The 23,563-nt window shown below is 47.8% G+C and carries 16 protein-coding genes; 8 read left to right on the plus strand and 8 right to left on the minus strand.

The annotated features are described in order from the left end of the window. Nucleotides 1–432: 432 nt before the first annotated feature. Nucleotides 433–654: a hypothetical protein gene (locus A37S_RS27230; RefSeq protein WP_157278829.1), complete on the minus strand. Its 222-nt coding sequence runs from the start codon at nucleotides 652–654 to the stop codon at nucleotides 433–435. Here A37S_RS27230 and A37S_RS25225 point away from each other — a divergent pair. From A37S_RS25225 to A37S_RS0118245, 7 genes are all read left to right on the plus strand, one after another. Continuing rightward, nucleotides 602–3,637 carry an Ig-like domain-containing protein gene (locus tag A37S_RS25225; RefSeq protein ID WP_281169879.1) on the plus strand — a complete coding sequence of 1,012 codons (3,036 nt, stop codon included), beginning with the start codon at nucleotides 602–604 and terminating at the stop codon, nucleotides 3,635–3,637. The genes A37S_RS27230 and A37S_RS25225 overlap by 53 nt on opposite strands. Nucleotides 3,638–3,718: 81 nt before the next feature. Beyond that, nucleotides 3,719–4,726 carry a PorP/SprF family type IX secretion system membrane protein gene (locus A37S_RS0118220; protein ID WP_036603101.1) on the plus strand — a complete coding sequence of 336 codons (1,008 nt, stop codon included), beginning with the start codon at nucleotides 3,719–3,721 and terminating at the stop codon, nucleotides 4,724–4,726. A gap of 28 nt (nucleotides 4,727–4,754) precedes the next feature. Further along, nucleotides 4,755–7,208, plus strand: coding sequence for an OmpA family protein (locus A37S_RS25230; RefSeq protein WP_245586421.1), 2,454 nt, complete (start codon nucleotides 4,755–4,757; stop codon nucleotides 7,206–7,208). A gap of 320 nt (nucleotides 7,209–7,528) precedes the next feature. Further along, a complete protein-coding gene (locus A37S_RS25235) occupies nucleotides 7,529–7,900 on the plus strand; it encodes a response regulator (RefSeq protein WP_051293282.1) in 372 nt (123 codons plus the stop codon). An 89-nt stretch (nucleotides 7,901–7,989) separates the two neighbouring features. Then, on the plus strand, nucleotides 7,990–15,003 hold the full coding sequence (gene sov / locus A37S_RS0118235) for a T9SS outer membrane translocon Sov/SprA (RefSeq protein WP_245586422.1): 7,014 nt from the start codon (nucleotides 7,990–7,992) through the stop codon (nucleotides 15,001–15,003). A gap of 177 nt (nucleotides 15,004–15,180) precedes the next feature. After that, nucleotides 15,181–15,561, plus strand: a complete 381-nt coding sequence (gene gcvH / locus A37S_RS0118240) for a glycine cleavage system protein GcvH (RefSeq protein WP_028298233.1) — start codon at nucleotides 15,181–15,183, stop codon at nucleotides 15,559–15,561. Nucleotides 15,562–15,633: 72 nt separating this feature from the next. Next, nucleotides 15,634–16,038 (plus strand): VanZ family protein, encoded by a 405-nt coding sequence (locus tag A37S_RS0118245; protein ID WP_036603120.1) that lies wholly within the window; start codon nucleotides 15,634–15,636, stop codon nucleotides 16,036–16,038. A 12-nt stretch (nucleotides 16,039–16,050) separates the two neighbouring features. On the opposite strand, the gene A37S_RS0118250 is transcribed toward A37S_RS0118245, so the two are convergent. Further along, the gene (locus tag A37S_RS0118250; protein WP_211229817.1) at nucleotides 16,051–17,091 is read right to left on the minus strand and encodes an MBL fold metallo-hydrolase; all 1,041 of its coding nucleotides are present in this window, start codon (nucleotides 17,089–17,091) and stop codon (nucleotides 16,051–16,053) included. Nucleotides 17,092–17,421: 330 nt separating this feature from the next. Between A37S_RS0118250 and A37S_RS0118255 the strand changes: the two genes are divergently transcribed. Continuing rightward, nucleotides 17,422–17,982, plus strand: a complete 561-nt coding sequence (locus A37S_RS0118255) for a DNA-3-methyladenine glycosylase I (protein ID WP_028298236.1) — start codon at nucleotides 17,422–17,424, stop codon at nucleotides 17,980–17,982. A 71-nt stretch (nucleotides 17,983–18,053) separates the two neighbouring features. On the opposite strand, the gene abc-f is transcribed toward A37S_RS0118255, so the two are convergent. The 6 genes from abc-f to A37S_RS0118285 form a co-directional block, all read right to left on the minus strand. Continuing rightward, nucleotides 18,054–19,655, minus strand: a complete 1,602-nt coding sequence (gene abc-f / locus A37S_RS0118260; RefSeq protein ID WP_028298237.1) for a ribosomal protection-like ABC-F family protein — start codon at nucleotides 19,653–19,655, stop codon at nucleotides 18,054–18,056. Between the two features lie 275 nt (nucleotides 19,656–19,930). Next, the gene (locus tag A37S_RS0118265) at nucleotides 19,931–20,485 is read right to left on the minus strand and encodes a GNAT family N-acetyltransferase (RefSeq protein WP_028298238.1); all 555 of its coding nucleotides are present in this window, start codon (nucleotides 20,483–20,485) and stop codon (nucleotides 19,931–19,933) included. A 110-nt stretch (nucleotides 20,486–20,595) separates the two neighbouring features. Continuing rightward, on the minus strand, nucleotides 20,596–20,970 hold the full coding sequence (gene crcB / locus A37S_RS0118270; protein ID WP_028298239.1) for a fluoride efflux transporter CrcB: 375 nt from the start codon (nucleotides 20,968–20,970) through the stop codon (nucleotides 20,596–20,598). A 210-nt stretch (nucleotides 20,971–21,180) separates the two neighbouring features. Further along, entirely contained in the window at nucleotides 21,181–22,083 is a 903-nt protein-coding gene (locus A37S_RS0118275) for a helix-turn-helix domain-containing protein (RefSeq protein WP_028298240.1), read from the minus strand. Between the two features lie 111 nt (nucleotides 22,084–22,194). Continuing rightward, complete coding sequence (locus A37S_RS25240) at nucleotides 22,195–22,692, minus strand: nuclear transport factor 2 family protein (RefSeq protein ID WP_157278833.1); 498 nt, start codon at nucleotides 22,690–22,692, stop codon at nucleotides 22,195–22,197. Continuing rightward, a complete protein-coding gene (locus tag A37S_RS0118285; RefSeq protein ID WP_028298241.1) occupies nucleotides 22,689–23,519 on the minus strand; it encodes an SDR family oxidoreductase in 831 nt (276 codons plus the stop codon). Before A37S_RS0118285 ends, A37S_RS25240 begins: the two co-directional genes overlap by 4 nt. Nucleotides 23,520–23,563: the final 44 nt, after the last annotated feature.

The raw sequence follows: 23,563 nt of genomic DNA on the forward strand, positions 1-23,563 counted from the left end.
TGGCACGGCAAGCTCAACGGTATCGACGGTTACCGTAAACGAGGAGACGACCATCACCGGCCAGCCACAGGCGAGCGCGGTCTACTGCGTTGACGAGAGCGCCACGGCGCTTGTCGTAACGGCCAGCGGCACGGGCACCTTGGGCTACCAGTGGTACAGCAACACGACGGCCAGCACCACAGGGGGCACGGCGATAGCCGGAGCCACCAGCGCTACCTATACGCCATCGACGGCCACCTCGGGCACCTACTACTACTACGTGGTGGTAAGCAGCGATTGTGAGCCAGTAGCTTCGGACGTAGCGACGGTGACGGTTAACGCCTTCCCTGTGATCGATACGCAACCTCAAAATGTGCGTATCTGTGCCGACATAAACGTGGTAAGTGCATCGGTGACGGCCTCCCTTCCCGGAGGAGACGCCGGCACGCTGACTTACCAGTGGCAGATCAGCCATCCTACGGTAAACGCAGGGGAATGGTTCCCTGCGGAGTCGCTGGCTGCTGAGGGAGTAACGGTTGTGGGAGCAAACACGGCCACGGCCACCTTGAGCAATATCCCCGCGGGCCTGTTGCATGAGTCATTTGACGCCAGGGGCAGGGTGGTGATATCCAACGGAACTTGTTCGGTTATCTCCAATGCGATCGATCTAGTCATAGATCCAAATCCTGTCGGCTCTGACGATAATACGAGCGTAGATTGCACGGGAGAGCTGAACTACAACCTACAGGCAAACGTAGATAATGCCATGGAGGCCAATACGGTTCTCTCCACCTTTACATGGACGGTATCCAGCAACCCGAACGTTAGCGGTGCGTCCGCTGGATCGGGATCGACCATAAGCCAGACATTGATCAACACGAGCACTACCGCGCAGGTTGTAACTTATACGGTCACCCCTACGTCGGTGACCGGCGGGTGTGCCGGTGCCACCTTTACCGTAACGGTGACCGTGCCGGCGTGCGCGGACGTGTCCGTTGTGAAAGCGGTTAGCAACGCGAGCCCGAACGTGGGCGAGGAGGTTACCTTCACGATCGCGGTTAGCAACGCGGGCCCATCGCCAGCGGCCTCCGTGACGGTGAGCGACGCCCTTCCTACGGGCTATACGCTGGGCACGATCAACGATGGCGGCACGGAAACGGGCGGCACGATCACCTGGTCGGTCGGCACGCTGTCGGCCGGCAGCACGGCGACTGTAAGCTTCACAGCCACCGTTGACGAGGAGGGCAGCTACGCCAACACGGCGGTTGCGAGCTCTCCGACGAGCGACCCTGACCCCGACAACAACGAATCTACGGTGACGCCAGAACCAATCGCATCTCCGTCCCTGTTGCTGGAGAAGGTCGGCACGCTGGAGTCCGACGGCACGATAGCATACACGTTCACGGTTACCAACACGGGCAACGTCACGATCAGCGGCATCGCCGTCAGCGATGACAAGATAGCGGCTGCGATCGAACTGGGTGCCACGGAGCTTGCTCCTGGCGCTAGCACGACCGGCACGGCTGTCTACACGCCTACGGAGGACGAGCTTGTGGCGGGCCAGGTTGTTAACCAGGCCACCGTTACGGGCGAGGATCCTGATGGCGGCTCGGTCGGCCCTGTTGACTCGGACGACCCGACCACGCCTGAGGTAGGTGATCCAACGATCGTAGCTACCGGTGTGCTGGCCGTGGACGACGAAGGTAGCGCCAACGGCCATACGGGCGGTACCGCGGTAAGCAATATATTGGATAACGACCGCCTGAGCGGAGCTCCGGCAACAACGGATAACGTAGATGTCAGCTTCGTGAGCAGTACGCATAGTGGCATCACGCTCGAGGGAACCTCGGTGGTTGTTGCCCTGGGCACCCCGGCGGGCACCTACGAACTGGTATACGAGATAGCCGACCTTGCAAACCCATCGAACAGGCAACAGGCCACGGTAACGGTCATCGTTACCACGGATGAGCTGGAGGCTGTTGATGACCAAGGTAGCGTAGGCGGACAGGCGGGAGGCACTGCGGTGACCAACGTACTGGCAAATGACATATACAACGGCGGGGCGCCGGGCAGCGCCACTACCGATAACGTGAGCATAGAACAGGTGAGCAGCTCGCACAGCGGCATCACGCTGAATGGCACCGACGTGGTGGTAGCACCGGGCACACCGGCCGGCGAGTACGAACTGGTGTACCGGATTACCGACTTGCTGGATCCTAGCAAGACGAGCGAGGCAACGGTTCGGGTAACCGTCTGGGACGGACCTGTTGCCAATGACGATGCCGTAACGGTGCCAAACGATGGGACGACGTCGATAGACGTGCTGGGCAACGACGAGGAGGGCAGCAGCCCGATCGTACCGGGCAGCGTGACCATCGTGACCGGGCCGGAGCACGGCACGGCAACGGTGAACGCCGATGGTACGGTAACCTATACGCCGAACGAAGGCTATACCGGTGATGACAGCTTCACCTACACGGTGAGCGACGAGAACGGCCTGACCTCGAACGAGGCGACGGTGAACATCACGGTAGAGGCCTCCGTACCAGAGGTGCCACCTGTCGCCAATAACGATGCCGGTACGGTAACGGAGAACGGCACTATCGCGATAGACGTACTGGGCAACGACGAGGAGGGCAGCAGCCCGATCGTACCGGGCAGCGTGACCATCGTGACCGGGCCGGAGCACGGTACGGTAACGGTGAACGCCGACGGCACGGTAACCTACACCCCGAACGAGGGCTATTCCGGAAACGACAGCTTCACCTACACGGTGAGCGACGAGAACGGCCTGACCTCGAACGAGGCGACGGTGAACATCACGGTAGAGGCAACGCTGCCGCCTGTCGCCAATAACGATACCGGTACGGTAACGGAGAACGGCACGGTTGCGATAGACGTACTGGGCAACGACGAGGCGGGCAGCACCGGGCTCGATCCGGGCAGCGTGACCATCGTGGTAGAGCCGGAGCACGGTACGGTAACGGTGAACGCCGACGGCACGGTGACCTATACGCCGAACGAGGGCTACACAGGAGACGACAGCTTCACCTACACGGTAGCGGGCGAGGATGGCAAGGTATCCAATGAGGCCACGGTGGGCATTACCGTAAGACCAACGGTTCCTGTCGCCAATGACGACAGCGCCACGACCGAGTTCAACACGCCGGTGACCGTCAACGTACTGGCCAACGACGAGGCGGACGTCTCGCCGCTGGATCCGGGCAGCGTTACGATCACTTTCGGCCCATCGCACGGTACGGTGGTGGTCAATGCGGACGGCACGGTAACCTATACGCCCGAACCAGGCTATACCGGAAGTGACAGCTTCGGCTATACGGTACGCGATGCCAACGGCAACGTGAGCAACGAGGCCACGGTAAGGGTGGAGGTGACGGGCTTCTTTATCCCGAACGTGTTCACGCCGAACGGCGACGGCATAAACGACCGCTTCCAGATAGTCGGCAGGGAACAGTTCGACCGCATAGAGCTGAACGTGTTCAACCGCTGGGGCGGCGAGGTATACAGCAATGAGAACTACCGCGACGAATGGGATGGCAACAACCTGAACGAGGGTACGTACTACTACCTGATCAAGACCCACAGGGAAGGCAGGACGGAAGTACATAAGGGCTGGGTGCTGCTCAAGCGGCGCTAGGCCCACGGGCCCGGGGGATTGCAATGGCCCCCCGGGCCCTTTTAAGGAAAACAGGAAAACAGGAGACAGAAAGAGATATACATGGACAAGCAAGGAATGAGGGCCGTCGCGATAGCGGCGATGCTATGGCTGGCCATCGGTAAGGCCGGGGCGCAGCAGAACATCCAGTTCACGCAGTACATATTCAATTCGCTGAGCGTCAACCCGGGCTATGCCGGCTACAAGGAAGAGTGGTTTGCCCAGATGGCCTTCCGCGACCAGTGGTCGGGGATAGACGGTGCTCCGCGAACGGGGCAGTTCTCGGTAGACGGGGTACTGGGCGCGGGCAAGAACACGGGCGTGGGCCTGCAGGTAACGTCCGACCGGCTGGGGGCGCAGAGCGCCACCTCGGCATACGCCAACTATGCCTACCGGCTGCGCCTGGATGCATACGACACCAAGCGCCTGAGCTTCGGCATCGGTGCGGGGGTGACGCAGTACGGGCTGGACGGGGAGAAGCTGCTGGGCGTGAACCCCGTGGACCCTACGGTACCCGTGGGCAAGATCAGCAACCTCATCCCCGATATACGGGTGGGCGTGTACTACTATGCGCCCAAGTGGTACCTGGGGGCATCGGTGATGGACCTGCTGTCTGGCGACGGCTCGAACAACATCTTCCGCTGGGATGCCAACTCCATTACCAACCTGATGCGCAAGCGGCACATGTACCTGATAGGGGGTGCGTTGGTGGACTTTGAGGGGGGGCTGAAGCTTCGGCCCAGCGTGATGGTGATGGAGGATTTCCGGGGGCCGACGAACATAGACCTGAACGCGATGTTCATCTTCGCGGGCAAGCTGTGGCTTGGCGGGGGCTACCGCATGAGCCTGAACGTCTGGGACAGGGCCTATGCCGCGGGGCAAGACCTGCAGCGCAGCAACTCCTTCTCGGGCATAGCACAGGTATACGTGACGGACCGCCTGCGCGTGGGCTATTCCTACGACCACATACTGAGCAAGCTTAGCTCGGTGCAGAACGGCACGCACGAGATCACGCTGGGACTGACGTTTCCACGGCGCGGCGAGCGCCTTATCAGTCCGAGGTTTTTTTAGCAATTCTATCCCATTCAACGATAAAGAGATGAACATGACGATACGCAAGCGCACAGAGGAGCATCCGGGGTCTGCCGCGGGCAGGTTTATGCCGCTGGCATGCCTCCTGCTGTTTTTTTTCGCTCCCATGGCAAAGGGGCAGGAACAGGCCTCCCTTGCCGACAGGGCCAGGAAGCTGTACGGGCAATACGAATATGCCAGGGCGGCCGAGATATACGAGGTACTGGTGGACAGGGACCGTCCAAAGACCGAGCACCTGGAGTACCTTGCCGAGTGCTACCGCCGGATGAACCGCTACGAGGTGGCCGAGAACTGGTACGCCCGCGTGGTGGGATCGGAGGATAGCAAGCCGGTCCAGCTGCTGGCCTATGCCGATGTGCTGAAGGGCAACGGGAAGTACGTGGAGGCCAAGCGGGTGCTGCAGAGGTATGCCGATGCGACGGGCCGCGGCGAGGAGGTGGTGGATGCCATCGCCGGCTGCGACTCGGCGATAGCGTGGATGGCGCGCCCCACGGGGCACAGGGTGGCCAACGAGCGTGCGCTGAACACGGTACTTGCGGAGTTCTCGCCCGTAGTGATGGGCGACAGCGTGTACTACGTGGCCGAGGAGGCCCCGGGTACGGGCAAGGCCGTTTACGGCTGGACGGGAAAGGGCTTCCTGGGCATCAACATCGCTGGTAAGGACAATGGTGGCAGGCTCCTGCCGCAGGGCAGGACGGGCGAGGCCTTTGCCTCCGGCAGCTACCACGTGGGGCCTGTGGCCGTCTCGGCCGACGGGCGCACGCTGTACGTGACCAGGACCTATGGCGGCAAGGACGCCAAGAAGGAAAAACAGGGCAAGGAGCGCTACCGTACGAGGAACCTCGAACTGTACCTGTACGTCAGGGAGGGCGAGAGCTGGCGCGAGCGCCCCTTTGCCTACAATTCGGTGAAGGAATACTCGGTGGGCCATGCCGCACCGAGTCCGGACGGGAAGTTCCTGTATTTCGTGTCGGACATGCCCGGTGGGCAGGGTGGCACCGATATCTGGTACTGCGAGCGCAGTGCCGAGGGATCCTGGGGGAAACCCCAGAACGCGGGAACGGCCATAAACAGCGGCGGCGACGAGCTGTTCCCCACTTTCGGGACCGACGGGAGGCTTTACTTTTCCAGTGATGGGCACCCGGGGATGGGCAACCTTGACATATTCAGCTCCGAGGGGAGCGGGAGCGGCTGGACGGTTCCGCGGAACATGGGCTACCCGGTGAACTCTGCCGGTGACGACTTCTCCTATACGCTGGTCTCCACGACCGATTATACGGACGTGGGCTTCCTGTCGTCCAACCGCAAGGACGGCGCCGGTGACGACGATATCTATTCCTTCAGCCTTGCAAGGGCCATTCCCAAGCTGATACTCAGGGGTACCACGTACGACAAGGTGAGCGGCAGGCCGCTGGCCGATGCCAGGGCGAGCCTTGAGGGCACGGGCGGTGAGCTGCTGGGTCGCACCACCAGCGGGGCGGATGGGACTTTCCTCTTCGAGGTGGATCCGGAAACCGGCTATGGGCTGCTCGGCACCAAGACAGGCTACTTGGACGGGCGGGCTTCGGCCAGCACCTCCGGCCTGAAGGGGGGAGATACCCTGGACGTGGCCATCTACCTGGACAGGCTCAGCGAGGGACGGATATTCAAATTGGAGAACATATACTACGACCTGGACAAGTCCGACATCCGTCCCGATGCGGCCAAAGTGCTCGATACGCTCGTTGCCACCCTGCGTGACAATCCCGAGCTGCTGATCGAGCTGTCCTCGCATACGGACAGCCGCGCGAGCCACGCCTACAACCTCGCCCTGTCGCAGCGCAGGGCGCAGTCGGCGGTCGACTACCTTGTCAAGAGGGGCATAGCCAGGGACCGCCTGCTGGCCCGCGGCTACGGCGAGACCAGGCTGGTGAACGAGTGCGCCGACGGGGTGCAGTGCACGGAGGAACAGCACCAGCTGAACCGACGTACCGAGTTCCGCGTGCTTTCCGAGTCGCGCCATGACTACGGCGACGACGGGGGCGTGCCGGTATCGGACCTGAACGGGCCGCTGGTGAGCCCTACGGGGGGCGAGCTGCCTAAGGTGGCGGACCTGGAGGTAGGCAGCAGCTTCCGCCTGGAGGGCATCTACTTCGATTTCGACAAGTCGAACATACGCGGGGACGCGGCCCCCGTGCTGGACAGGCTGGCGCGCGTGCTGGAGGAAAACCCGGGGCTGGAGATAGAGCTGTCGGCGCATACCGACAGCCGCGGCAGCGATGCCTACAACCAGTCGCTCTCGGAGCGCCGGGCCGCCTCGGCGGTGGCCTACCTTGTCAGGAGGGGCATAGCCGCCGGCCGCCTGACCCCGCGGGGCTACGGCGAGACACAGCCGGTGAACGGCTGCACGGATGGTTCCAAGTGCAGCTCGGCAGAGCACCAGCTCAACCGTAGGGTGGAGGTGAAGATACTGAAGAAATGAGGCGGCGGCCCAAGGGCGCCGGGCCAAGGACATAACTAAAAGGCGGCACGACCGGGAGGTCTGCCGCCTTTTCGCGCCATGTGCCGGGCGCGAATGGTAAAGATGCCAACAATGCCTTTTGTTGTATGTGATATATATGTGATAATTGGCTCTTTTTGTGCTTATTAGTGAGATAATTCATGTGGCGATTGATTAGAAATAAGTTAAATACTACTTATATTTGTCCAAGATCAATCTAAATAGGATTGTTTTCAACGAATAACCGGCTACATCAACAATTTATGAATATCACTTAGATAAGAATAACAATTATCCCTCGAATGAAAAACGAAATTCTACTCATAGATGATTCTTTGATTACACAGATTTTACTGAAAAAAGTATTGGACAGAGACTATCAATTAATAATCAAATCCAATGGTGAACAAGCTTTGAAATGGATGAAAGAAGGACATACTCCAGGCTTGATCATTACCGATATAGTTATGCCCGTGATGGATGGGGTTCATTTTATTGAACGTTTGAGAGAGGATAAGATGGGAGTAGGTGTCCCAATAATAGCACTGACGTCCTATTATCAAGAATTGGAATTGGATAACCTTGATATATATGGCATAGTACATAAGCCTATTGATATCCCATCCTTTAATAGGATGGTAAGGGGTGCTTTCGCACTGGAAACTTTAGGTTAGTTTTTTCACGTAAGGATTTCGTTCTATTCTTAGATACTTATATACCACATGAAGTGAAATTGTACTTTTGCGTTCTTGGGATTCTGTATTTGTGTTGCATATCAAATTTATCACCTTTATATGGGCAGCAGGTAGAAGAATCGGCAGTTTCCAAATCGGATACAGCCAAGACCACTTATTATTCTCCCGATCGACCTTTCATAGATCTCTACCCTTCTAGAAGGGCTTTTGATCGCTTTGCTCCTTCGAATATTTATCGTGAAGTAGAATATGATCCCAAAACGAATCAATACATAGTAAGGGAAAGGATAGGGAATGGCCAGTTCCGTGTGCCACGTATATTCTCATTGGAGGAATATCAACGTTATGAGGCCGAGTTGCTAAAGAGGGAGAATTGGACAAATCTTTCCAAAAAGTATTCTGCACAAGGCCTGAATTCAGGGCTGATTTCGCCGATAAGAATAAATAGTGAGAGTTTTGAACGCATTTTCGGGGGGAACACGATAAATATCGTGCCGCGAGGCAGCGTAGATATGACGCTCATGGGACAAAAGAGCAACAATACGAATCCCATGTTCACAGAACGTCAGCGCAAACAGTTCAATTTTGATTTTGACCAGCGTATCCAAATGAACCTAACTGGGCAGGTGGGTGAGCGGATGCGTGTCATGGCCAATTATAACACCGAAGCACAGTTTGATTTCGAGAATCAAATTAAGTTTGACTATGTAGGTAAGGATGACGATATTATACAACGAATTGAGGTGGGGAATGTCAGTATGCCACTTACGTCCAATCTTATCTCGGGCAGCCAATCCCTTTTTGGAGTAAAGACACAACTGAAATTCGGAAAATTGCAATTTACGGGAGTTTTGTCACAGCAAAGATCACAAACTAAGGTCATCAATATTAGCAATGGATCAAAGCTCAATGAATTTATACTCACAGCCGATAATTATGAGCAAAACAAACACTTTTTTCTGGCGCAGTATTTTCGGGACAATTACAATAAGGCCTTAGCTAATGCTCCAGTCGTGGTTTCTAACATCAATATTACACAGATTGAGGTTTGGATTACTAATAGAAGCAACACGATTGACGGCAATAGGGATATCGTTGCCTTGATGGATTTGGGAGAAAACACGCCGTATAATCAGGGAATAGGTGGTGGAGGCAGTGTATATCCTTCGGCGGGGCCAACTGGAGACGGTAATTTCCCTGCTCCTTCCAATCAGCTGCTTAATCTTTTGGCACAGACCGACGCACGCTATTCGTCTTCCAATGCGGTATCTACCTTTTTCCAAAATAGTGGTGGCAGCAATAATTATTCTACACTGTCAAATGCGCGGAAGCTGACCGAACAGGAGTTTACCTTAAATGCTCGATTAGGTTATATCTCATTGAACATGCCTCTCAATGCAGATCAGGTCGTATCCGTGGCATATAGGTATATTGCCAATGGCAGGGAGTATCAAGTGGGGGAGTTTTCTACGGACATCGCAGTTACGCCAACTAATCCGCAAGTGCTTTTTACCAAATTGCTGAAAAGTGATGTTCTGAAACCAAATCTGCCCGTTTGGGACTTGATGATGAAGAATATCTATTCATTGGGCGCATATCAAGTGAGTCCCACCAATTTCGTAATGAATATTACGAGGACGGAGGATGAAACAGGTGCCGAAAGATCGGTTATGTTTGAAGGGCAGCAGCTAAAAGATAAGTCCTGGATACAGCTAGTGGGCCTTGACCGCTTGAATGCGCAGCAAGACAGGCAGCCCGATGGTGTTTTTGACTTTTTGCCCGGCATTACAATAGATGCGGAGCATGGCAGGATTATGTTTCCTGTACTAGAACCCTTTGGTAGAGACTTGGCCGAGCAGTTTGACCCCAATACCGAAGCGCAACTGATAGAAAAATACACTTATTATCCATTATATGATTCCACTAAGGTCATAGCGCAGCAGCTGTTTGCCAATAAGAATCGCTATCTGATACGAGGAAAATATGAGTCGCAATCTGGATCCAGCTATTCGCTGAATGCCATCAACGTTCCTAGGGGATCAGTGCGTGTAGTGGCCGGCAATATTCCGCTTGTGGAAGGAACAGACTATATCGTTGACTACGATATAGGCAGCGTCAGTATAATAAACCAGTCGGTATTGAGTGCTGGACAACCTATACAGATTAGGCTGGAAAACAATGAACTGTTCGGTCTGCAGCAACGAAATTTCCTTGGTTCAAGGCTAGACTATAGGGTCAATGAGAAGCTTCAGCTAGGCGGCACCTACCTCAAGTTGTCCGAAATGCCCCTTACGCAAAAGGTCAACATCACTCAGGAGCCCATAAACAATTCCATGTACGGCTTCGACGTCAATTATAATTCGCCTTCCAGGTGGTTGACCCGAATGGTGGATAAAATCCCATTTCTGGATACCAAAGAAGAGTCTTCCGTTTCATTTTACGGTGAATTTGCGGCGCTTAAGCCTGGCTATGCCAGCGCATTGGACATGATTGGGGGCGAAAGAGGCGTGAGTTATATAGATGATTTTGAATATACCAAATCAGTAATTGACCTGAAAGGAGCATTGTCCTGGCAAATATCCGGTACCCCGCAAATGTTTCCAGAGCATGCCCTTACGGACGATTTGGCTTATGGTTATAACCGGGCGAAATTGGCGTTCTATAACATAGACCCCGTTTTTTATAGGACAAATGATGCTACAACTCCGAGCAATATTCGAAATAATCCTATTGAGTTGTCTAACCATTATGTTCGTGAAGTCTTGGAACAGGAGGTATTCCCCAATAAGAGTACAACTACAGGGCAACCACTGTTTATGACAACCTTGGACTTGGCCTACTATCCGATGTCGAGAGGCATGTATAACTTCTCAACGAATGCTGTCAACATGGATGGGACATTGGCAAATCCCAAAGCGCGATGGGGGGGGATATTTCGCCAGATAACTACACCCGATTTTGAAGCCCAAAATGTGGCATATATCGAGCTGTGGATGATGGATCCATTTGCGTATAAACCCAATGCCGAAGGGGGTGACCTCTATTTCAACTTGGGGAATATTTCCGAAGATATATTGAAAGATGGAAGGCGTTCTGTGGAGAATGGCATCCCCAGTAATGGAGACTATTCCAATATGGACCTAACTAGCTGGGGCCGAGTACCCAGATTGCAACCGTCTACACAGGCTTTTGACAATAGTAGTGCTGCAAGAGCCATACAAGACGTTGGTTTGGATGCATTGAATGATGACGATGAACGTATTCATCATAGCAACTTTTTGAACAATGTACAAGGACTATTAGCACCGCCGGCCTATCAGCAGTTGTTGGAAGATCCGTCTGGAGATAACTTTAAATACTTCCGCGGTCAGCAATGGGACAACGAAAATGCAGGGATATTGAAACGGTACGAATATTTCAACGGAACGGAAGGGAACAGCAAGACTGCCGAGCAATCTTTGAGTGAGGATGGCATACAGACAGCGGCATCCACTTTGACTCCCGATGGCGAAGATGTGAACCGCGACAATACGATGAACCAGACGGACGAGTATTATGAATATAAGCTTTCGATAAGGCCTGGAGATCTCCAAGTAGGAAAAAATTATGTGGTTGACATGATAGAAGCCCCCGTAGAGCTTCCTAATGGAGTGGAAACCAGTGTGAAATGGTATCAGATTCGTATACCGATCTATGACTATGTGAACAGGGTGGGCGACATCCAGGATTTTAAGTCTATTAGGTTCATGCGCACGTTCATGACCAACTTTGCCGATACCACGATCCTTCGCTTGGCCAGATTCCAATTGGTACGGGGTGATTGGCGCGATTTTAACATTGAGAAAACACCCTATAAAGTAATCGCCGATCCTTCCATTAGCAATCCAGCTGTTGACAATTCCGAAATGGAAATTGCCACGGTCAGTATTGAAGAAAATGGGGCGCGCCTACCTATACCTTATGTGACACCACCGGGTATACAAAGGCAGTATGACAATGCCAATTTTAATACGAACGTACAGCTGAACGAGCAGGCGCTCTCCTTAGAAGTAAAGAACCTGAGGGACGGCTACGGTCGCGCGGCATATAAAACAACTACAGCGGACTTCCGTGCTTATAAAAACCTGCGCATGTTTGTCCATGCCGAGGGCGAGTACCTGCGCTCAGGTGATTTGAATGCTTTTATACGAGTGGGAACTGATGGGGTAGAAAATTACTATGAGTACGAATTAGCCTTAACAACCACCTTGTCCGGAACGTCAGATGCCGAGTTGATCTGGCCGGAAGAAAACCGTTTTGATGTAGAACTTAATTTATTTCAACAGGCAAAAGAGGCAAGGGATAGGGCTATAAATCCCGACGGAAGCCCTTGGGCAATAGATGTTCCGTACACTTTTATGGATGGCAGCAATAAAGTGACCATCAAGGGGCAGCCAGATCTAAGCAAAATTAGATTTTATATGCTGGGCGTTAAAAATCCCTTGGCATTGCCAAATTCTTCGGACGATGGATTGGATAAATCGGGTATCATATGGTTCAATGAATTAAGATTGACCGACTTTGATCAAAAAGGGGGATGGGCGGCAGCGGCTAGGTTAAACGCAAAGTTGGCCGATTTTGCCGATGTGACCATTGCCGGATCTAAGAGTACCATTGGTTTTGGAGATATCGATAAGCGTATATGGGAGCGACAACGCAGTGACATCCAAATGCTGGATATCAGTACGGCCATGCAATTGGGCAAGTTCTTTCCTGCTACTTCCGGTATTCAGATACCCATGTATTTCAACTATTCGAATCAAATAAGTACGCCGGAATACAATCCGTTGATGCCCGATATAGAATTGAAAACCGCACTGCAGCGCTTGAACAGCACCCAGCAGGACTCCCTGTTGAGAATGGTTCAGGACTATACCGTTCGGAGAGGAATCAGCTTCATGAATGTGAGAAAGTTGAGAATGGATAGCGAAAAACCTGTACGGCTGTGGGACGTAGAAAATTTTAGTGCTTCCTATGCCTTCAATCAGTATTATCACAGGGATTATTTGACGCAAAACGCGGTGCAAAAGAACTATAGGGCATCTTTATCTTACGATTATATTCAGAACGAAGAACATTACTTCGAGCCGTTAAAAAAGCTGTTTAAGGGTAAATACACCAAATTGCTTTCTGAGTTCAACTTCAATTTGAAACCTTCGTTGATTAATTTCAGGGTAGATGCGCAGCGTATGTATGCCGAAAATACCTACAGAGATAGGGTAACTACCGACTATGTATCGGATAATAATATCGGGACTCTTTACAATAAGAATTTCACTATTTCCAGGTTATATGGGTTTAGCTGGAATTTGACCCGATCGCTGAGGTTAGATTTCAATGCAACCAATTTGTCTGTCGTGGACGAGGCCGAAGGGCAGCTTACTTCTGCGCAAAGAGACACGATGTGGCGTAATTTTCTGCGATTGGGTAGGAATACCAACTACAACCACATGATCAATTTTACCTATGATGTTCCCATCAACAAGTTGCCTGGTTTGGATTGGGTTAGTCTTACTACACGCTATGGGTCGCAGTTTGTATGGCAAACGGAACCGCTGCTAACCTTGAATGATCCGAATATCAATCTCGGCAATACCATACAAAATTCCAGAAATATTCAGCTGAATCCCACTTTGAACTTGTCGTCCTTATACAATAAATGGTCTTTCTTTAGGCCGCAGAAAGGCCCAACGGCACAGCCTGCCCTGGATATCCTCAAACAGTTTATTACCAGTATAAGGCAGGTGACTGCAGCGTTTACCCGAGTGGAAGGAACATTTTTGCCGGGTTATGTAGGCAATTCGGATATCCTTGGCTATGATTTTGATAGAAATGCACCTGGCTGGGGCTTCATATTGGGAAGTCAGCGCGATATTAGGGCCAAAGCCATCGCAAACAATTGGATAACCTACGATAGTCTACAAACGCAATTGTATATCCATTCTTTGAGGGAGGATCTAAGTGCAAGAACAAGTTTGGAACCTATAAAAAGTTTGCGTATTGATTTGTTGGCCAGTCGAATAAAGAATAGAAGCCAAAGTTCGCAGTTTCTGTTCAATGAAGCTATAGATGGGTTGGAAAGTGTATCTTCGTTTGAATCTGGCGATTATAGCGTGTCGTCCTTTGCGCTCAAAACGGCGTTCAAAAGCAATGCCGAATTGTTCGAGCAATTTCAGGCAAATAGGCCTCAAGCATCTACCAGGTTGGGAAGTGCCAATCCCAATTCCATTGGCCAAATAGATGGATACGCAGACGGGTATGGCGAGAATTCGCAAGAGGTATTATTGGCTTCGTTCTTATCCGCCTATACAGGGAAAAGCGTCGAAAAACAAAGCTTAAACCCATTTCCCAGCTTTCCTATACCTAATTGGAATATTTCATATACTGGATTGAGTAAGCTCCCCTTGCTGTCGGAATTGGTGCAGTCCATGGAAATCAAACATGGATACCGAAGCTCGTACAATGTGAACGGTTACAGCACCTTGTTGCGCTATGCCGAAAACAATGGTGCAAGCTCGATCAGGGATTTTAACGACAATTTCTTGCCGAAGTATCAGATTACACAGGTGACCTTGCAGGAGCAGTTTTTGCCATTGATAGGAATCAATACCCGATTCAAAAACAGCATGACAGCTAATGGAGAATACAGAAGATCCAGAACGCTTAGCCTGAGTATGCAAAACGGGCAACTAGCACAGCTGCTGGATGAAGGTTTTGTGTTTGGTTTTGGCTATAGAATGACCAATATGCAAATGCCATTTGGACTGTTTGGACACATGAAAACAAGCAATGACGTCAATTTCAAGGTTGATTTTGCGCTCAACGATATGAAGACACAGGTGTTTCGTTCGGACGTGAGCTTCGTGGAAATTTCCGCTGGTAGCAAAAACATTACATTAAGACCGTCTATCGATTATTTAATCAATAAAAGGTTCAATATTAGGTTGTTCTATGATAGTACCATGATGAGGCCTTATACATCACAAACTTTTGCAACCTCTTATGTCAATTTCGGCTTCAACTTTAAGATTCTTTTGCAGTAAGGGTCGCTTCTCAAAAGAGGGTTGAAATTGTTCTTAATCCGATGCCAGTGTCTCCTTCTATTTATCAATTTGAATTGTTGTCTGCAGGAATTTTGCTTATTCGGGTTATTGTGATATTTTTGGTGAAAGTTTTGAAACGTCCAGAAAGCGGGCATAGATATAAATTAATAGCGTAAAATGAACTTTCCATCAGAATTAAAGTATACCAAGGATCACGAGTGGATTAAGGTAGAAGGCGATGAGGCTACCATTGGTATTACCGAATTTGCTCAAAGGGAACTTGGTGACATCGTATTCATTGAAGTAAACACCGTGGGAGATACGATAGAAGCAAATGAGGTTTTCGGTACCGTAGAAGCCGTCAAGACCGTATCTGACCTTTTTATGCCGGTAACGGCGACGGTATTGAACGTCAATGATGCTTTGGAAGCAGAACCAGAACTCGTAAACAATGATCCATATGGAAAAGGATGGATTATAAAGGCAAAAATTTCGGATGTGAGCACTGTCGAAGAGTTGTTGAGCGCCGATGCCTATAGTGAATTGGTAGGAGCCTAGTTCCGTTTTTTTTCGGGGATAGCATATGTTCATAAAAATATGGATATATGCTTTTTTTATGTAATCGCTATTATGAGACATTTTATTTGGGCCATCCTTTGGGGAATTTTTGTGTTGGTGACCACCTGTATGCCTATGGATGGTGCAGAGAAGAAAGTGCCTACATTTGAAGGAATGGATAAGCTGGTGCACACAGGTTCCTTTTTTGTTTTTACGGTATTGCTTTTGTACGGCTGGTCTCGTAAGGACAATACCACTACTGTACATTGGATTCCGTTAATAGCCGTTTTTCTCATTTCCACGGTTTTAGGCGGCTTGGTAGAATTACTTCAATACGCTGTTTTTACCTATCGTAGCGGCGATTGGTGGGATCTCTTTGCCGATACCGTGGGTACGGGTATGGGACTTTTTGCCTATCTGTTGCTACATCGCGATTTCAGCAATAAGTCCGTCTTACATTCACATGAAGAGAGGTAGTATTGCCTGGCATTAATCTATTCCTTTCCACCATTCGGTAAAGACCTGTGCGTTGTCATCCAGGTAAACGCTCTGGCCAATGATAGGCGTCACCAATGGGATGTTGCCTTTATTCAGTTCCGTGATTTTTTTCAAGGGTTCATCCCAAGGATGTTGTGCCAGTTTGAACTTGGAGGAGTGTACGGGAAATAGCCGTTTTGCCTTCAAGTCGGCCGCAGCTTTTAATACTTCTTCGGGCAAAGCATGTATGGCTTGCCAAGCCACATTGTATTGGCCGTTGTCGAGAATGGCTAAGTCAAATGGCCCATACTTCTTGCCTATTTCGGCAAAATGGGTGTCATAGCCACTATCTCCTCCCATGTATATTTTGAGCGTGGGGGTCTGTAAGATAAAGGAAAGCCAAAGGGTATTGTTTCGTGTAAATCCCCTTCCCGAGAAATGCCTTGCGGGAGCCGTATAGATCGTGAAGCCATCATCCAGCGCTATGCTTTCGTTCCAGTCTTTTTCTATGATTTTTTCCGATGGATAGCCCCAGTATTCAAAGTGTTCACCCACACCCAGTCCGCATATGACGGTTTTTACCTTGTCTTTTAGGGCTATGATGGTTTCATAATCCAAATGGTCGTAATGATCGTGTGTCATCAACAGATAATCAATGGGCGGCATATCGGCTGGCGTATAAATGTCGGTACCTTTGAACGATTTGTTAGTGCCGGGAATAGGAGAGGCATTTCCGCTGAAAACAGGATCGACCAGAAATCGCTTACCATCTATCTGCATAAAATAAGATGAATGGCCAAACCATACCAAGATATTGCTATCGGCAGGAAGATGCAGTAAATCTGTTTTGACGGAAGGAATGGTGTCTACGGGCTTTTGCCTCGGGAATTTCGTAAATAAAAAATCGAACATAACGCCTGTCATTCTGTAGCCCTCCGTAAGGGTAGGGGTAAAGTGCACGTTCTGGAAATTTCCGTCTCTGTAGTTGGGCGACTGCCTAATCAATTCTAATCGTTTTCCGCTTGGAGCCTGTCCGAATTTTTCTTGGCGCATGTACAAGAAAGTGGCAATAACTAAAAATATTATGAGACCTAATAAAATAATTATCATTCGCTTAGCTGCTTTAAAAATCATCTCACCAAAGGTAGCTCGAAAATTTTGCAGGTTTGTTATGCTTTGGTAATGAATTTCTTTATTGACGGCCATGTGCGGACCGTTTTACAATAAGGAAGAATACTAATGCAGCTATCAAGGATTATTCTTAAATTAGCAGTATAGAAAGCAGGGTTAATGCGGGATTGCTATGCTAAATTAAAATGCTAAGGAAGAGAGCATATCCGATGCCCCTAGCGTCTAAATAAAAATTCTAACACTTAGAACCTTATGTCTTATTGTAATGCTATAGAAACTATGCGGCCCGAAGAAAGAAGGGCCCTGCATAAAAATTACCACGATAATCATTATGGCTTCCCGATACATGACGACAATGAACTGTTCGGGCGCCTGATCATGGAAATAAACCAGGCTGGACTTAGTTGGGAAACCATTCTGAAGAAGGAAGTTTCTTTCCGAAAGGCTTACGATAATTTCAGCATAAAAAAAGTAGCGGCCTATACAGAAAAAGACAGAGAACGGCTTTTACAGGATGCGGGAATAATTCGCAATCGTTTGAAAATCAATGCGGCTATTGAAAATGCTAAGGTCATTTTACGGATTCAAGATGAATATGGCTCATTTGAAAAATGGCTCGAACACCACCATCCTAAGGCCAAGGAAGAATGGGTGAAGCTATTCAAGAAAACATTCAAGTTTACGGGTGGTGAAATCGTGAATGAGTTTTTGATGAGCATCGGTTATTTGGCAGGAGCTCACTCTTTGGACTGCCTGGTACATAAAGAAATATTGAAACAGCGTCCCATGTGGTCGATGGTCAACCAGGGCTGATTAGAAACAAGTGTTGAGGAACGACACCCAAAATTGTTGAAGCATCATGATTTATTTTAATTGCCTCAAAACTAGGTGTGCGGGAATGCCATGGATATTGTCCTTTCAATAGTTATCTGTTTCAGAAAATGTTCGTCGTGCGAGACCACAATCAATGTTCCCTGATATTCGTTAATGGCGGCCGTCAGGATTTCAATGTTCTGTATGTCCAAATTGTTGGTTGGTTCGTCCAAAATGATCATGTCAGGCGACTGCTTATTGATTGTTAAACAACACAACATTAAACGCATTTTTTCTCCGCCACTCAAAGCGTTGCAAGATTTGTCCCAATGTTCTTTGGTAAATAAAAATCGACTGAGCCTGATTTTGATTTCATGCTCTTGCAATGCCGAAGTATTGAACTGTTGGGCCTGTTCGTAGACTTTTAGTTTGTTGTCAATCAACGAATAGTCTTGGTCAATATAAACCGAGTTGTTCTCAGCCCTGTAAACTGTTCCTGTTCGTGCTTCTATGTTGCCTAAAATCAATTTTATCAGCGTTGTTTTTCCTGAACCGTTTTTGCCTTTTAAAGCTATGCGTTCGCCACTTGTGATTTGAAAATTCAGGTTTTCTATCCAAAGTGCTTGTGTGTTGTAACTGAAATTGATGTCATTTGCGGTAAATAGTATTTTGCCCTTGTGCAATGCCGAGTTGTCAAAACCGAATTTCATTTTATCAATATCGGGCAAAGTCAAGCGTAGTTCCTGCAACTCCTGTGAAATACCGTCAATTTTTTCAGCGTGAACATTTTTTATTTTTGAAGTGCTGTTTTCGGCATTGTTCCTCAATGTGTTCATCATTATTCGGGCGACACCTGCTTTTTCCTGTTTCTTTTTTCCGCGGGTGTCCCGTTTTTGCTGCCGTTCTGCCGTTTCACGCTCTCTTTCTTTGGCCTTTCGCAGTGCCTTTTCCTTGCTTTGTAAGTCCTGATTTAGCGCATGGTTTTCTATTTGTTTTTGCGCTGCATAAAAATCATAATTACCGCTGTAAACCGTTATCTCTCGTTGGCTCAATTCGCAAACCGTATCCAAGAGATTTAATAGTTTTCTGTCGTGGCTTACCACAATTAAGGCGCTTGACGTGGACTCAATGAAGTCGTACAGCAATTGCCTGCTCGCTGTATCCAAATGATTACTGGGTTCGTCTAATAAAACAAGTTCTGGCCGATGGATGAAAATACCCGCAAGGAAAACCTTAGTTTTTTGTCCACCGCTTAGTGTCCCCAACTTTTGCATCAAAGTAACGTCCTTCAACTGCCAACAATTGAGCGCTTCGCTGCACCGTTCTTCAATGGTCCAGTCGTCATTAAGTACGGTCAGATTATTTTCCGTTACGTTGCCACTTAGGATTTCATTCAAAGCGTTGAGTTTGTCTTCAATTTGCAAAGCCTGTGCGATAGTAAGCTGATTGTACTGCCCAAAAATTTGAGGCACATAATAAGGTTCTGTACCAACTATCCGTTGCCCCTCAGACGGATGCAATTCACCGGCAATGATTTTCAATAGGATAGATTTTCCCACGCCGTTATTGCCGATCAGGGCTATTTTATCATGTCTCTTGATAGTTAGATGAACATTGTCAAACAACAAATTGTTATTGGGATGTCTGTATGAGATGTTTTGTAAAGTAAGCATAATTCCTTTCTTAAGGAGTGAAAAACCATAGCAAACCAATAGCGGTTTTGCTATATTATTTATCTTATCCGAAAGAAATTATATCCTACATTAACTGGTCTTTTTATGCTTGATTTGGCAAATATACGAAAGATTTAAGATGCATGCATGTGGATATTCCATGTCCTTGTTTTTCCTTATGCTTCTTTTTCTGCTTTATTAACCTATTATTGTCCTGAATGTCAGGTTTACCCTTGTCACATTCTGTGAAATTTTGCCCGTCTCTTGCCAATAAATTATCTTATCTGAAGATGTTCCATGGTTTTACCGGCAAAGGCTTTCTTTTCAACAAGCTGGAAACCCAAATTTTGATATAGTTTTTTCGCATTTGGATTGTCGTCATCCACCAGCAGGCCCAAGGTTTGCCGGTCTTTGTTTACATACTCTTCTATTAAGAACCGTAAAATTTTCGAGCCTATTCCTTTGCCTTGCTGATCTGGATTTACCCCCAAGGAATCGATATAATATTCTCCCGGTTGTGTCTCGTCTTCCAGGTCCAAATCCCTGTTGAATTGATGTTTTATATAGTGTAATACTGGTTCTCTCAATTCACTTAGTTCTGCCCCGTCATACAAAATAGCAGCAGCTACCACTTTGTTTTCGTCTTCGGCAACCCAACAGTTTTCATAAGAGTATTGATTGTTTTTTCTTTTCGTAAAGTAAAGCATAAATTCTTTTGCCTTGTTTTCATCTTTTTCACCGATAAACTTGTAGACAATGTCTTTCATTGCCAGCAAAATATATGTTGCAATCCACTCCGCGTCTTTTGGAACTGCTTTTCTTACAGTCATCTCATTTTTTTGTTTTTCTGTTCCTCAAAGTTTTATACAGAGCACTTCCGCCACATTTGATCCAAACTCCTTAAAGATAGCTGATGTTTCATTTGTCAAATAGCTTTTCATTACAATTTGGCCAGCGATAATCCAAGCCAAACGGAAAATAAACCAATGAGAACACTAGTTGCGATATAAAGGAACGCAATCAGCGAGTTGCCCGATTGAAACAGGTTGATGTTTTCCGACGCAAAAGCTGAAAATGTGGTATAGCCACCACAAAAACCCGTAACGAACAAAAATTTCAAGTCAGGATTTGTCAGTTGCTGTCGTTCAAAGCACCCGAGTAATATACCGATAATCAGGCAGCCTATCATATTGACCGCTAGTGTCCCAAATGGAAAAGCTGCAGGAAAATGTTTGCTTACAAACATAGAAGTCAGGTAGCGAAGAATGCTTCCAAGTCCACCCCCAATTCCCACTAGAATTATTGCTCTCATCATTATTGTTGTTTATCGTTGCCGTTTTGTGATGCGGTACCTATCGGGCAGCAGTTTGGCGCTTGGCCTTCGGCATCTCCAGTCATCGGGATTCAAATCTACGAAAAACTGTCAACAGAAAGGTCTGGTCTGATGCAGGGCTATACTTTTGGTGGCAGGCCGCCATAATGCCAAACGGATACTAAGGGCAAGTGCCTACGCGCATTGGCTGTTTTAGTTTAGGTTTCTAAACTCTTTTGGTGATCTACCCGTTTTGTTTTTGAAAATCTTTGTGAAATGGGAGGGGTATTCAAACCCTAAATCAAATGCAATTTCACTGATGGATTTGTTGGTACTCCACAATAATATTTTGGCCTTTTCTACCAATTGTAAATGAATATGCTCTTGCGTTGATTTCCCCGTATATTTTTGCAATAAATCCGATAAATAGTTAGGCGATAAATTCAGTTTCGATGCAAAATGTTTTACATCGGGCAAGCCCGTCTCGATCAATGTTTCCTGTACAAAATAATCTTTGAGAAGATGCTCAAAGCGTTGCACGATATCATTATTTACTTTAGCTCTGGTTATGAACTGCCGGTCGTAAAAACGATCACAATAATTCAGGAACAGTTCGATGTTGCTTACAATCAAACTTTGCGTGTGTTTATCAATGTTTTTCGAGTACTCTTTTTTGATGTTTTCAATGCAATTTTCCAATGTGTTTTTTTCTTCTTCTGATACGTGCAGGGCTTCGTTAGCATCATAATTGAAAAACGAATATTTGCCAATGCTTTTTCCCAGCCCTGTTCGGTTCAATAAATCAGGGTGAAAAAACAAGCCCCAACCTTGTTCGAGCTCAATGTTGGGGTTCGCTGCAATTGTCTGATCGGGCGCAACAAAGATCAGCGTGGCTTCATCAAAATCGTAATGCGCCTTTCCATACTTGATCGCACCTTTCGTTGTCTTTAAATAAACGGAATAAAAATGCAGACGGTACATGGCATTGGTTTGAATCCTTTGTCTGCCGACTTTCGCAAGATCTATTATTGAAATCAACGGATGCTTGGGCTTTTCGTGCTCGTAAATTTCATTCAGTTCACTGATGGATTTTATGTCTATTATTTTTTGTGGCATAATGAATAAATTTACAAATAAATGGCGTAATGTTTTCAGTAAATCAGCTTCGCTGTTTTTCGTTCGTCGCCCACATAGTAACGCAGCAACATTTTCTTTCTGTTGCAGCTGTTACTTGTTTAATAACTTATTCATTACGTTCATATTCAAAAAGGCTGTGAGTTCTACGATTTTTTCGTCTTTCATCGTCATCAGCCAAACATAGGTGTTGATATACGGTAAGCCATCTTTTGTCATTGCCGTTCCCTGCCAATGAGCAATTACCGTATTTCCGTCTGCGTAAATACCGATAAGCTTAGGTTTGATAATGCCCTCCAGTTTTGCATAAAGAGTTTTCAGGTCGCTGTTAAGCAATGCCTCCTTACTGTTGTAAACAATAGGATTGCTTTCAAAACCTTCGGTACTTTCCGTATAATTTTCTATCGTCCATTTTACATCGTCAGCTACTATTGGAAACAAATTCCCGACGCCATTTTCCCAATCTTCAAATCCTTGTTTGATGATTGCTCTATTGGTAGCAGTAACGTTTTCTGAAACTTGTGCGAAACAAGAAAACGAAAGTAGTAAGAATGCGAAAATGGAAACTGTTAGTTTAACCTTATTCATCATAATTGATTTTTTGTTCCCCAAAGATTTTTCATATACGACACATATTCCTGGTCATTTTGCGGTTGCAAATGGTCGATGAGTTTTTGTGCGTCATCGCCTATTACATAACGCAATTGCTCTTTATTGTCAGTTGCCGCATTGAATATCGTTTGGGCAACATCTTCAACAGTTGCGACTTTTCTTTCAGCCAGGAATTTCTGGATATAACTGTTGGCATTTTCGAGGAAAGGCTCGTAATCTTTGATGGTATTAGAAATATAATCCATAGAAGTTTTTCCGAAGTTTGTATCAACACCGCCCGGCTCAATCAATTTAACGTGAATGTTGAGCGAATATAACTCGTGAAACAACGATTCCGTAAAACCTTCCACTGCAAATTTTGTAGCGTGATACAAACTCATCATCGGCAATGTAATTTTCCCACCCATTGACGAAAGATTGATAAAAAGCCCGTTTTTATTTTCCCGGAAATTGGGCAATATTGCTTTCGTTACGTTCATCAAGCCAAAAACATTGACTTCAAATTGTCGCCTGATCTGTTCGTCCGTTGCGTTTTCAAAAACGCCAAACGTGCCGTAGCCTGCATTATTTACCACCACGTCTATTTTATCGAACTTTTCAATACCGGCTTTGATACCTGAATGAATACTGTCAATATTTTGAACATCTAACTTTGTAACCAACACATTTTCCAGTGTGTTTAGTTCCGTTTCTTTTTCAGGCGAACGCATTGTTGCGATTACGTTCCAACCATTTTTTTGAAATAATTTTGCGGCCTCTTTTCCGAAGCCAGAAGAACTGCCTGTGATCAATACTGTCTTTGCCATTATTTTTTCAATTTTATTTATAATGCAAAGGTCAGATGAATGGA

It is taken from the genome of Olivibacter sitiensis DSM 17696, assembly GCF_000427965.1.
GTDB lineage: Bacteria > Bacteroidota > Bacteroidia > Sphingobacteriales > Sphingobacteriaceae > Olivibacter > Olivibacter sitiensis.